Origin of the sequence: Kushneria phosphatilytica (assembly GCF_008247605.1) — a bacterium.
Taxonomy (GTDB): Bacteria; Pseudomonadota; Gammaproteobacteria; order Pseudomonadales; family Halomonadaceae; genus Kushneria; species Kushneria phosphatilytica.
The window spans coordinates 270,936-283,436 of record NZ_CP043420.1 but is presented as its reverse complement, the minus strand read 5'-3'; the positions used below and the strand labels follow the sequence as shown (position 1 = coordinate 283,436).

The 12,501-nt window shown below is 63.4% G+C and carries 12 protein-coding genes; 9 read left to right on the top strand and 3 right to left on the bottom strand.

Annotated elements, in window-relative coordinates; translation table 11 throughout:
* Window positions 1-100: 100 nt before the first annotated feature.
* Window positions 101-1,654, bottom strand: a complete 1,554-nt coding sequence (locus FY550_RS01260; protein WP_084388250.1) for a carboxypeptidase M32 — start codon at window positions 1,652-1,654, stop codon at window positions 101-103.
* Window positions 1,655-1,729: 75 nt separating this feature from the next.
* Window positions 1,730-2,329 carry a HupE/UreJ family protein gene (locus FY550_RS01255; protein ID WP_070980890.1) on the bottom strand — a complete coding sequence of 200 codons (600 nt, stop codon included), beginning with the start codon at window positions 2,327-2,329 and terminating at the stop codon, window positions 1,730-1,732.
* A 208-nt stretch (window positions 2,330-2,537) separates the two neighbouring features.
* Between FY550_RS01255 and FY550_RS01250 the strand changes: the two genes are divergently transcribed.
* Together FY550_RS01250 and FY550_RS16820 are read left to right on the top strand one after the other, a co-directional pair.
* The gene (locus FY550_RS01250; RefSeq protein ID WP_168201474.1) at window positions 2,538-3,545 is read left to right on the top strand and encodes an alpha/beta fold hydrolase; all 1,008 of its coding nucleotides are present in this window, start codon (window positions 2,538-2,540) and stop codon (window positions 3,543-3,545) included.
* Window positions 3,546-3,710: 165 nt separating this feature from the next.
* Window positions 3,711-3,869, top strand: a complete 159-nt coding sequence (locus FY550_RS16820) for a hypothetical protein (RefSeq protein WP_168169357.1) — start codon at window positions 3,711-3,713, stop codon at window positions 3,867-3,869.
* An 87-nt stretch (window positions 3,870-3,956) separates the two neighbouring features.
* Here the strand turns inward: FY550_RS16820 and FY550_RS01245 are convergent, their stop codons facing one another.
* On the bottom strand, window positions 3,957-4,895 hold the full coding sequence (locus FY550_RS01245) for a LysR substrate-binding domain-containing protein (protein WP_070980888.1): 939 nt from the start codon (window positions 4,893-4,895) through the stop codon (window positions 3,957-3,959).
* A 148-nt stretch (window positions 4,896-5,043) separates the two neighbouring features.
* On the opposite strand from FY550_RS01245, the gene FY550_RS01240 reads away from it, so the two are divergent.
* From FY550_RS01240 to FY550_RS01210, 7 genes are all read left to right on the top strand, one after another.
* Window positions 5,044-6,168 (top strand): NAD(P)/FAD-dependent oxidoreductase, encoded by a 1,125-nt coding sequence (locus tag FY550_RS01240; RefSeq protein WP_070980885.1) that lies wholly within the window; start codon window positions 5,044-5,046, stop codon window positions 6,166-6,168.
* On the top strand, window positions 6,152-6,445 hold the full coding sequence (locus tag FY550_RS01235; RefSeq protein WP_084388248.1) for a (2Fe-2S)-binding protein: 294 nt from the start codon (window positions 6,152-6,154) through the stop codon (window positions 6,443-6,445). Before FY550_RS01240 ends, FY550_RS01235 begins: the two co-directional genes overlap by 17 nt.
* Window positions 6,442-7,887, top strand: coding sequence for an FAD-dependent oxidoreductase (locus FY550_RS01230; protein WP_070980881.1), 1,446 nt, complete (start codon window positions 6,442-6,444; stop codon window positions 7,885-7,887). The genes FY550_RS01235 and FY550_RS01230 overlap by 4 nt, the downstream gene beginning before the upstream one ends.
* Before the next feature lie 27 nt (window positions 7,888-7,914).
* Complete coding sequence (locus FY550_RS01225; RefSeq protein ID WP_084388247.1) at window positions 7,915-8,706, top strand: transporter substrate-binding domain-containing protein; 792 nt, start codon at window positions 7,915-7,917, stop codon at window positions 8,704-8,706.
* Window positions 8,707-9,134: 428 nt separating this feature from the next.
* Window positions 9,135-10,244 (top strand): cobalt-precorrin-5B (C(1))-methyltransferase, encoded by a 1,110-nt coding sequence (locus tag FY550_RS01220; RefSeq protein ID WP_070980879.1) that lies wholly within the window; start codon window positions 9,135-9,137, stop codon window positions 10,242-10,244.
* 169 nt (window positions 10,245-10,413) lie between these two features.
* On the top strand, window positions 10,414-10,737 hold the full coding sequence (locus tag FY550_RS01215; protein ID WP_070980876.1) for a DUF485 domain-containing protein: 324 nt from the start codon (window positions 10,414-10,416) through the stop codon (window positions 10,735-10,737).
* Entirely contained in the window at window positions 10,734-12,425 is a 1,692-nt protein-coding gene (locus FY550_RS01210) for a cation acetate symporter (RefSeq protein WP_070980873.1), read from the top strand. Before FY550_RS01215 ends, FY550_RS01210 begins: the two co-directional genes overlap by 4 nt.
* Window positions 12,426-12,501: the final 76 nt, after the last annotated feature.

Sequence of the window (12,501 nt, the reverse complement as noted above, 5' to 3'; positions counted from 1 at the left end):
CCATGCCCGGGCACAATGACTGCCGAGGGCTCCAGGCAGTCACTGACGCACGAGCGAATGTACTGAACCAAAGCTTAGCAAACAGCAGCGCTCTGCCCCGTTAATCATCTTCATTGCCCGACCCAATGGGCTGATGCGCACGTTTCGCGACGCCGCCAGAGCGGCCGGCCGGTTCGCCGAGATAGCGCGATTCGAGATGGCGCCGGTAATAGCCGGCATCGAGCGGTTCACCGGTCGCCCGGCGAATCAGTTCGGGCGTCTCGAAGCGGCTGCCCTGCTGCCAGATCTGCGCTTTCAGCCAGTCAAACAGAATACCCGGCTCGCCCGCGGCCAGGCGCTCATCGAGCTCGGGATGATCGCGTCGTACGGCCGCCATCAGCTGGGCGGCCAGCATCGCGCCGAGGCTGTAGGTCGGGAAATAACCGAACGAGCCATCGGTCCAGTGAATATCCTGCATGGGGCCATCGCGGTAGTTGCCGCGAGTCTCGAGGCCCAGATAGTGCTGCATTTTTTCATCCCACAGCGCCGGAATATCGTCGACCTCGATCTCGCCTTCGATCAGCGCCCGCTCGATCTCGTAGCGCAGCAGGATATGCGCCGGATAGGAGACTTCATCCGCATCGACCCGGATCAACCCCGGCTCGACACGCTGCGCCAGCCGTACCAGGTTATCGACCTCGAAGCCCGGGCGGTTACCGAAATGCGCTACCAGCTGCGGGGCCAGCTGGCGAACAAAGGCCTCACTGCGGCCGAGCTGCATCTCGAAGGTGAGACTCTGGGACTCGTGAATGCTCATCGAGCGTGCCCGGCCGAGCGGCTGACCACGCCATGGCGCAGGCAGGTTCTGTTCGTAGCGTGCATGCCCGGTTTCATGAATGATGCCCATCAGCGAGCTCAGGCACTCATCCTCACGATAACGCGTGGTCAGACGCACATCCTCGGGCACCCCGCCACAGAACGGATGCAGGCTGACATCGAGCCGGCCATGCTCGAAATCAAAGCCCAGCCGACGCATGGTTTCCTGCCCCAGCCGGCGCTGCGCCTCGATATCGAATGGCCCTTCAGGGGTGTGTGCCGGAGACGAGCGCTGGCGCTCGACCACCTGCGCGAGCAGCCCCGGCAGCCCGTCCCGCAGATCGTTGAACAGGCGATCAAGCTCGGTAACATTCATGTCCGGTTCGAACTTGTTCAACAGAGCCTCGTAGCGGCTCGTCCCGGTCGCTTCAGCGCGAATGGTGGCCTCTTCACGCGAGAGACGCACCACTTCACGCAGATTGTCGGCGAACCCTGCCCAGTCGTTGTCCGGCCGCTGTCGCCGCCACGCCTGCTCACAGCGCGCACCGGCCAGTGAGCGGGCTTCGACCAGTCGTTCCGGCAGCACCACGGCATCATGCCAGGCACGGTGCATTTCGCGCAGATTGGCCCGCTGGGCATCATCCAGCGATTCCGCATCAGCGCTTGCCAGCCACTCACCAACCTCCGGTGCCGTCAGCGTACGATGCATCAATACTTCCAGCTCAGCCATCGCCTCGGCGCGGGCATCACTGCCGCCGGTTGGCATCATGGTGAGCTGATCCCACCCGGCCATGGCCCCGAGATGTTCATAGTGAAAGAGACGCTGAAACAGGCTCGATAGTTGCTGATAGGCACTCATGACGCAGGCTTCCGATGCAGGAGAAAATAAAATGCCGGCCCTGCAGGAGACCGGCATGGAACCACAAGGGCGGTGTCAGCCCAGAGCCAACGCACCACCGGCCATGACAATGACGCCACCCAGTACGCGGCTGAGGCGATTGTCACGACGCGCAAGCCAGCCGCCGAGGCCACGGCCCGCCAGGGTGATCGTCACGCTAGAGGCGAGAAAACCGAGCGCGTAATAAAGCGCTGACGCCTCCGGGGCCAGCTCACTGCCATGAGCATGACCATGTAGCAGGATGAAAGCGAATACCAGAGCGCCCCCCGCAGCGGTCGGCAGGCGCACCATGGCGGCGATCAGAATGCCGGCCAGCAGTACACTCATCGCGATGCCGAACTCGACGCCCGTCAATGGTACGCCGGCCCAGGCGAGCCCGGCACCGGCCAGCATGCCCAGGGCAACCAAAAGCGGCATCCAGCGGCGCAGCGTCGCGCTTTGACGTGCACTCCACAGGCCGATGGCGCCCATGGCCAGCAGGTGATCGAGCCCGGTCAGCGGATGCAGCAAGCCGGCAGTAAAGCCACCCCCACCATGGGAGTGCGGCAGCAGGGCGGGATGCGCCAGCGCCGGCGTGGCCAGTGTGATACCAAGCAGCGCCACCAGGGTGGCCATCAGGATGGTTTGCGAGCGCATGGGAAGTCCTTGTCGTTGCGATGAGAGGCGCTTTCAGCACGCCTGTTTTCAACACTCTACTGCATCCTTTCGATACTCTGCACGGTCAGCACGCCCCTGCGCCCGGGCGCTGCAAAACCGTTGCGTGTCGATGATGGCAAGCTACGCTCAGAACAGGACGATCATTTTCCAGCGCGGTCCATTGGGGCCGACAAGCATGGGGGCTCACATGGATCGCGAACGCTTCGACGACAAGGAAAAACCCCGCCGCCCACGTTATGGGCGCTGGCTGATGGCCGGCACGGCGACATGGATGGCCTGGACGGCCTGGCAGAAACGTCAGGCGCTGCACGCGCGCCGCTGGGACAGTCTGACACCGACTGCACCGGAACTCTCTCGCAGCGCATTGATCAACGGCATGGTCATGCGCTGGGAGGAGCACGGCGAAAGTGAAGCGTTACCGGTGATCCTGATCCACGGCATCCCCACCGGCCCACGCCTGTGGCGTCATGTGATCCCGCATCTGGTACAGGACGGCAGCCGCTGTCTTGCCTGGGAAATGGTGGGCTACGGCTGGTCGATCGATGAGGGGCTGGGCCGCGATATTTCCATTCCCGCCCAGGCCGACTATCTCGCGGCCTGGCTTGAAGCCCAGGGCATCGAGCGCGCCATCTTCGTCGGTCATGACGTTGGCGGCGGAGTCGTTCAGGCCATGCTGGCCGCACATCCGGAATACTGCGCCGGCGCGGTACTGGTCGACTCGGTGGCCTTTGATAACTGGCCGGTGCCGGCCATGGCCTGGGGCCAGCGCTTCAACCGGGTGGTCGCCACGACGCCTCCCGCCCTGCTGCGCCCCGGTTTTACGCACTGTCTGAGCAAGTACGGTCATGCGGATGAAAGCCGCGGCCAGGCATCGGCGCTGCTGCACTGGTCACCCTATAATCAGGCCACCGGACCGGCCGGGCTGGCCAATCAGCTACGCCATCTCGATGCCCGGGATACCATGGCGATCGCCGATCGGCTGAGCATTACGCCGAGCTGCCCGATCGGCCTGGTGTGGGGTGAGCACGATCTGCTCGATATCGCCTCCGGCGAGCGGCTCTCGCAGTTGCTCGGCACTGCACCGGTACGGCGTATCCCGGAGGGATATCATTTCACGCCGGAAGATCATCCCGAGATCATCGCCGATGAAATCAACGGTATCCGGCAGCGCGCCCTGAATCCGCCCGAGGCGTGAAGCAGGCGGTATGAAGACGATGGGAAGCCAACCGCGGCTTTCCGAGCAGGCACGCCCATGGCCACTGATACATGATTTGACAATCGCTCCCTCGCTACCAGGCTTTGTCTGTTCCGAGTCAGGGAAGACCCGGTAAATTCATGCCTCGTCAGGGAGCGACACCTCTTGATCGGACTCTGGTCATCACTTGCGGATATATCCCCTTTGCTCGCGCTGTTGCCGTTTGCCTTTCTGAGTCTTGTGGCCATGGAATGGCTGGACAGGGAAGAGGACAGCGAACGCCCGCCAACGGCAGCACTGGACAGCACCCATCTTCAGGATTGATAGCGATATCAGCCGGCCCTGATCTGCTCGGTATTCCAGGGGGGGCCGGCCATCCATCGACGGTTAGCCCGGCAGACCGTTACCGCCTCACTTCAAACGCTGGCGACTGTCATCCGTCGCAGTTGAAGTCGCGATGGCCCGCTCATACTCACGCTCAAACAGCGCGATAAACGCCTGTGCCAGTTGCGACAGCGGCTGCTCGCGCGGGGTAAGAATACAGAAGTCGGTATCCAGCGCCCCGGCGATCGGACGCTGCACTACGCCGGCCCCGGCCAGAACGGCTGCATTGATCGGATCGACCACGGCAATGCCCTGCCCATTCATCACCAACCGTACTGCCTGAAGCGCCAGTGACACCTCGAGCACGGCCTCGAAGCCGACGCCCGCCGCATTCAGCCAGCGCTCCAGCGCCTGACGCAGTGGATCGTGCGTCTCGAAAACGATCAGTTCACGGCCACGAAAATCCTCCGGTTCGAGCATGTCCCGCGCCGCCAGCGGATGATCGGCCGGCATCACACAGACGCCGGGGAGCGTGAAGCGGCGGGTCTCGAAGCGCTCATCGCTGTCGCCCACGATCGCCAGCCCCAGGTCACAGCGCTGGGTGATCACCTCATCGACCACCTGCGCCGAGCGGTAGTTGGAGAGCTGTACGAAAGCCCCGGGATGCGTGGCGCGAAAGGCGGCGATTACATCCGGCAGGAAGGTCATGCCCAGCAGCGGCATGGCACTGATGCGCAGCCCGCCGAGCTGCCGGGTTCGAATGCGCTCGGCAGTCTCGCGCAGCTGCTCCATGCCGATCCAGGCACGCTCGACCTCACGCTGGAACAGCCGCGCCTCGGGAGTGGGCACCAGTCGACCACGCACGCGCTCGAACAGCGCAAACCCCACGTCATGCTCGAGCTCACGCAACAGCCGGGTAACGCCGGGCTGAGCCGTCATCATGCGTCGGGCGGCGTCAGAGACGCTACCGCAGGCCATGAAGTGGCGAAAGGCTGTCACCTGGCGATCACTGAGGCGGGCAGGCATGGCGGATCTCCGAAGCCGTCAGGGCATTGCAGCCTATCACATCGTGTTATCGATACCGCGACAATGAGTATTGGATCGTATGATCTGCCCCGTGACACTCTGGTGAATATCCATTGATCAGCCTGTTCTTCGACCCGGAAGACTGCCCATGGCTTCGACTCAGGACACCACACTTGTTATCGGCGGCGGCGTGGTCGGCATGGCGCTGGCCTTCGGCCTGGCACGTCGCGGTGAGCGGGTCATCGTACTCGATGGCAGCGACCGCGATTTTCGTGCCTCGCGTGGCAACTTCGGCCTGATCTGGGGTCAGGGCAAGGGCGTGGCGATGCCGCGTTATGCCGAGATCAGCCTCTCCTCCTGTGCGCAATGGTCCACCTTTGCCGCCGAGCTCGAACAACGTACCGGCGTGGATGTACAGTTCCGCGGCGGTGGTGGCATCGATCTGTGCATGACACCGGAAGAAGTCGCCCCTCGGCTGGATGACTACCGCCGCTCGCAGCAGGCATCTCCCGGGCTGGCCCGCCGCTTTCACTGGGAGTGGCTGGACCGCAACCAGCTCGAACACTGGTTGCCCGGTATTGGCCCCGATATCCCCGGGGGTACCTGGTCTCCCCACGATGGACACTGCAATCCCCTGTTGCTGCTGCGCGCTCTGCACGCGGCGTGTCGCAGTCTCGGGGTGGAACATCGCTTCGACCATCGCGTCGACAGTATCCACCCGCTGGCCACCGGGTTCGAGGTGCATACGGCGCAGGGCCGATTCCATGGCACCCGTCTGATTCTGGCTGCCGGTCTGGGCAATGCGAGTCTGGCACCGCCGCTGGGATTGTTCGGCGATGTGTTTGCCCTGCGCGGCCAGGTGCTGGTCACCGAGCGATTGCCGATCACGCCGCGCTTGCCAACCCCCCAGGTGCGCCAGACCGACAGCGGCAGCTTCCAGTGCGGCGAGACGCATGAACGAGCCGGGCTCGACAAGGCGACCACCCCGGCCCTCATGGAGGCCATCGCCCGCGACACACTACGTGTCTACCCGTTCCTGCGGCATCGCCGGATGGTCCGTGCCTGGGGCGCGTTACGGGTCATGACGCCGGATGAGCATCCGGTCTACGAAGCCTCTTCCCGCTATCCCGGCGCCTATAGCGTAAGTTGTCACAGCGGCATCACGCTCGCGGCCTTTCATGCCAAACAGCTGGCCGAAGCCATCGCCAATGATCACCTCGCCCGGGAGTTACCCGAATTCAGCGGAGCGCGTTTTGATGTTTCGACTGCATGACGACCACGGCGAGCGTATCGCCCTGATGCTCGACGAGCGGCCCGTCGAAGTACCGCCCGGACTCTCGGTCGCGGCTGCCCTGCTATGGCTGGATGGCGCCGCCGGTTATCGTCGTCATCTGGCCGATGGGGCGCCGCGGGCACCGTGGTGCATGATGGGGGTGTGTCACGACTGCCTGGTCGAGATCGATGGCCGCCCCAATCGCCAGGGCTGTCTTGAAACGGTGGTACCCGGCATGAGGCTACGCCGACAGAGGCTCGACGAGGACGCACCATGAACGATCCACGTGCGGCGGATGAGCAACAGGCAGTGACCATCGTGGGGGCTGGCCCGGCCGGCATGGCCGCCGCCACGCGGCTGGCCCGGGCAGGCATGCGACCGGTGGTGCTCGATCGCGCCATGAATGCCGGCGGTCAGATCTATCGCGACATCGGCACGACTCGGCAGCGTGATGCACTGCTGGGGCCGGACTATGTCCGCGGACGGGCGTTGCATGAGGCCTTCATGGCGGCCTGCACGCGAGGCGACATCGACTACCGTCCCGCCAGCCATCTGTGGTGGGCCGAGCGCGGCGACCAGGGCTGCTGGCTGGGTATTCTGACCGGCGAATACAATCGTACGCTGCACACCCGTCGACTGATGATCGCCGGCGGTGCCATGGAGCGTGGCTGGCCCTTTCCCGGCTGGCAACGCCCCGGGGTCATGACGGCCGGTGCCGGTCAGATCCTGCTCAAGCAGGCGGGGCTGATCCCGGATGTGCCGGTCGTGCTGGCCGGCTGCGGCCCACTACTCTACCTGCTTGCCTGGCAGTACTTACGTGCCGGCGTACGGCCGCTGGCGGTGCTCGATCTGGCCGGTCCCGAACGCTATCGTCAGGTCCTGGCCCATCCTCGGCGCGCCTTGCAGGGCCGCACGTATCTCTACAAGGGCGTGCGCATGATCGCGGCCCTGAAACGCGCCGGTATACCGGTCCATCAGCAGGTCACTGCACTGTCCGCCGAAGGAGATGAACACGGCGCCCTTGAGGCTGTCAGCTTTACCCGCGACGGCGTTACGCATCGTCTGCCTGCCGGACTGCTGTTGACCCACTTCGGTGTCGTCCCGGATCCACAGCTGCCGCGGGCACTGAATCTGCCGCAGCGCTGGCATGACGGTCAGCAGTGCTTCATTACCGAGCGTAATGAGCATTTCGAAGGTGCCCCCGGCATTGCCTGTGTCGGCGATGGCGCGGCCATTGGCGGGGCACGTAATGCCGAACTGGAAGGCGCGCTGGCCGCCACCCACCTGCTGCTTGAGCACCAGGCCACATCGGCCCTGCGTGAAGAACAGCACCGACTGCACCAGCGCTGGCGACACGAGCAGGCGGTTCGGCCGCTGCTGGAAGCCCTGTTTGCACTGCCCGATGACTGGCTGGAGCGCCAGCCCGCCGACACCCTGATCTGCCGTTGCGAGAGCGTCAGCCGGCATGAGCTGATCACCGCCATCGACCAGGGCGGTCTCGGCCCCAATCAGCTCAAGGCTTTCACCCGTTGCGGCATGGGCCCCTGCCAGGGCCGACTGTGCGGGGACAATATCACGCGACTGGTGGCAGGCCACTGTCAGCAATCGCCTGATCAGGTGGGCTACCTGCAGGTACGCCCGCCACTGGTATCGATGACGCTGGGCGAGCTGGCCGGCGAGCCATCGACGGACACGTCATTGCATGTTCATGACGGATAACAACAACGCACCGACGAGGTATGACCCATGACACGTTTCTCCCGCTGCTCCGTCCTGCTGTTGCCTGCCCTGTTCGGGATGATGACGATGCTGCCCGCTCAGGCCGCTGATCAGAAGCCCCTGAAGGTAGCCAGTGATGTCCCCTATGAGCCCTTCGAAATGCAGCGCCCCGACGGCACCTTTACCGGCTTCGAGGTCGATCTGGTCAATGCCATCTGCGAACAGATGCAGCGCCGCTGCGAATGGGTCAAGCAGGGCTGGGACGGCATCATTCCCGGCCTGCAGGCCCGCAAATACGATTTCATTGCCTCGGCCATGAGCGTCACCCCAGATCGCCGCAAGCAGGTACTGTTTGCCGATCCGTACTACGCCGTGCCCTCGCTCTGGGTCGCGCCGGATGACAGTGATATCGATGATGTTTCAGGCGATCTGGCCGGCAAAAAGATCGGTGTTCAGCGCGCTACGGTGCAGGACAACTACGTTACACAGCACTATCCGAAGGCCGAAATTCGCCGCTACGCCACGGCGGATGATCTGGCCACCGACATGAGTGCCGGCCGACTGGATCTGACCTTCATCACTGGTCCGCTGGCCCAGGATGTACTGATCAATCGAGGAAACTTCCGCCAGCTCGGCGAGCCTGTCAGCAAGCCGAAATCGATCTTCGGTGACGGTATCGCCGCGGCGTTTCGCCCACGTGACCGGGCGCTGGTGGAGCAGTTCAATCAGGCCCTGCACAAGGTCGAGCAAAACGGCACCTACGACCGGTTGATGCATCAGTACTTTGACTACGACATTCATCCCGATACCACGCAGTAACACCAGGGCCGGGGCCCTGTCCGGCCCCGGTCTGCCTGCGTCCGTTTCAATTCGATGGCGCATGGCTGTTACCGCGCGCGATGGATGTCCTGTCAGACGTCAATATTGAAAGCTTTTCGCGACTGAAGTCGCTCCTACACGCCCCCTCTATGGGGACGGATGTATTCAGACGCGGCTGAATTCTCGCGACTGAAGTCGCTCCTACCAGAAAAACCAACCTCAGCGCGGACAGCTTCAGCCGCGGCGGCGGTGGTCTCTCCCACAACATCTGTAAACCAGCCGGCCCCTCTTTTGTAGGAGCGACTTCAGTCGCGATGGTTTTGCCTTCAACGCCAAAATGGCTACCTCATCGACTGATCACTCAGGACAACCCTGCCCTGCTACCCGATCTCATGCCCATATCGGCGTACGTCCGGTATGCTGGGAGCATGAACGACACCCCTCCCCTCAAACGCGGCTGGACCACTGGCTGCTGCGCCACTGCCGCAGCCAGGGCGGCCTATGGCGCGCTTTTGACCGGCGAATTTGTCGATCCGGTCATGGTACGGCTGCCACGCGGCCAGACACCGTCGTTTGCCCTGGCCGTGCACGAGCTTTACGAGCAGGACGGTGCCCCGGTGGCCATGGCCGGAGTCATCAAGGATGCCGGCGATGATCCGGACGCCACCCATGGCGTGTTGGTTCGTGCTAGCATTCGTGCTCTGCCCGGCGGTTCGGGTCTGGTCTTTCGCGCCGGGCCCGGCGTTGGCACGGTCACCCGGCCGGGCCTGCCGATTCCCGTAGGCGAGCCGGCGATCAACCCGGTGCCGCGCCGCATGATTCTGGAAGCACTGCAGGAAGTCGCCCGCGAAACGGACGGCCACCACCAGCTCGATCTCGAGGTCACCATCGGTATCGACGACGGCGAACGTATTGCCACCGAGACCCTCAACCCACGACTGGGCATTCTCGGGGGGCTCTCGGTGCTCGGCACTACCGGGGTGGTAATCCCGTTTTCCTGCTCGGCCTGGATTCACTCAATCCACCGCGGCATTGATGTCGCCCGCGCTCGCGGGCTGACACACATTGCCGGCTCGACCGGTTCGACCTCGGAGTCCGCCGTACAGCAGCTCTACGCGCTCGATGAGAGCGCCCTGATCGAGATGGGCGATTTTGTAGGCGGCATGCTCAAGTATCTGCGTGCCCATCCCGTGCCCCGGGTCACCGTGGCAGGCGGCATCGCCAAGATGGCCAAGCTCGGCCAGGGCATGCTCGATGTGCACTCGCGTCGCGGCGGGATCGATCTCGCTGTGCTGGCCGAACTGGCACGCCTGCGGGGAGCGGATGACACGCTTTGTGACGCCATCGCCCATGCCAATTCAGGCCTTGATGCCTTTGAACAGGCCACAGCCCATGACATCGCCCTGGGAGACGCCATTGCCGAGGCGGCGCTGGCAACCGCTGCGCGAGTGATCCGCCAGAGCGGCATGGCCCTGGAAGTCTGCGTGTTTGATCGGCGAGGAGAGTGCGTGGGTCGCAGCGGATGGCAAACCTGCTGACGCCCTGAGCGTCATTCTCCGCGCCGCCTACCTGTGGTATCGCTTAAGCCCCCACACCACTACGACCAAAGAGAGATGCGCTTTAACAGCCTGCCAATGGTATGACGGCGCCGAGGACACCAAAAAATCGTGGCCGCCACGAGCGGCATACCTTGGCAGGGGAATCGTTATGTCATCGCTTGACCACGACGACGCCTATCGGCGTATTGCCAGCAACCCGAACTTCCAGGCCCTGGTTCACCGTCGAGGCCGTTTCGCTCTCACGCTGACCGCCATCATGATGGCGCTCTACTTCGCCTTCATTCTGCTGATTGCCTTTGCGCCACAGCTGCTGGGCGTGCCGATCGCGTCCGGCGCCATGACCACATGGGGCATCATCATCGGTATCGGTCTGATCCTGGCCGCCATCATTCTCACCGGCATCTATGTTCGCCGCGCCAATGGCGAGTTCGATCGCCTCGTGCACCAGATTCTCGAGGAGACCCGTCAATGAGCCATTTCTCTGCTGGCACGCTACAACGTATGGGATGGGTGGCCGCCGTGGGCAGTATCGCTCTGATACTGCCATTGAAAGGCGCGCTGGCTGATGCCATCGGGGGTGAGGTCGAGCGTCAGCCGCTCAATATTGCTGCCATTATCATGTTCCTGCTGTTTGTGGCCGCCACGCTCTATATCACCTGGTGGGCCTCGAAACGCAGCCGTACTGCCTCCGATTATTATGCCGCCGGTGGCCGTATTACCGGCTTTCAGAACGGCCTGGCCATTGCCGGCGATTTCATGTCGGCCGCCTCCTTCCTGGGCATTTCGGCGCTGGTCTTTGCGTCCGGCTATGACGGTCTGATCTACTCGATGGGCTTTCTCGTCGGCTGGCCGATCATCATGTTCCTGATCGCAGAGCGCCTGCGTAACCTGGGACGCTATACCTTCGCCGATGTCGCCTCGTATCGTCTGCAGAAGCGGCCGATCCGGACACTTTCAGCCTTCGGCTCACTGTCGGTCGTCGCCCTCTACCTGATTGCCCAGATCGTCGGAGCCGGCAAGCTGATTCAGCTGCTGTTCGGCCTCGATTACATCGTGGCGGTCATCATCGTTGGTGTGCTGATGGTCTGCTATGTGCTGTTCGGCGGCATGCTGGCAACGACCTGGGTGCAGATGATCAAGGCCGCGCTGCTGCTGTTTGGCGCCACCTTCATGGCCCTGATGGTGCTGTGGCATGTCGACTTCAGCGTCGAGCAGCTGTTCACCGAGGCCACCCGGGTACATCCCAACGGGGAGGCCATCATGACCCCCGGCGGTCTGGTCAGCGATCCCATCTCGGCCATCTCGCTGGGGCTGGCGCTGATGTTCGGGACCGCGGGGCTGCCCCATATCCTGATGCGCTTCTTCACGGTCGGTGATGCCAAGGAGGCCCGCAAGAGCGTGTTCGTGGCAACCGGCTTCATCGGCTATTTCTATATCCTCACCTTCATCATCGGCTTCGGTGCCATCGTGCTGGTCAGCACCAACCCCGCCTTCAAGGACGCAGCCGGTGCCATTATCGGCGGCAACAACATGGTGGCGGTGCATCTGGCCGATGCCGTAGGCGGCAGCCTCTTCCTCGGCTTCATCTCGGCTGTGGCCTTTGCCACCATCCTCGCAGTGGTCGCCGGACTGACGCTGGCAGGTGCTTCGGCGGTCTCCCACGACCTGTATGCCGGCGTGATCAAGCGCGATCAGGCTGATGAAGCGAAGGAGGTCATGGTCTCCAAGGGCGCCGTGCTGGTGCTGGGCATCATTGCCATCTGGCTGGGTATTTTGTTCGAGAATCAGAACATCGCCTTCATGGTGGGGCTGGCCTTCTCGATCGCCGCCAGCTGCAACTTCCCGGTACTGCTACTGGCCATGTACTGGCGACGACTGACCACCCGCGGCGCCCTGTGGGGTGGGGCCATGGGCCTGGCCACAGCCATCGCACTGATGATTCTCGGCCCCACCATCTGGGTGAAGGTGCTGGGCCACGCCGAGCCCATCTATCCCTATGACTACCCGGCCCTGTTCTCGATGGCCGTTGCGTTCATCGGCATCTACGTCTTCTCGGTGACCGACAAGTCCCGCGCGGCGCAAGAGGAACAGGCGCTGTTCGAACCGCAGTTCGTACGCTCTCAGACCGGTCTGGGCGCCAGCGGCAGCAGCGCGCACTGAGCATCGGCACAGCGGTATCATGTGACCCCGCCTCGGCGGGGTCTTTTCTTTCGTGCAGCCGAGTTTCAGCTCGCCC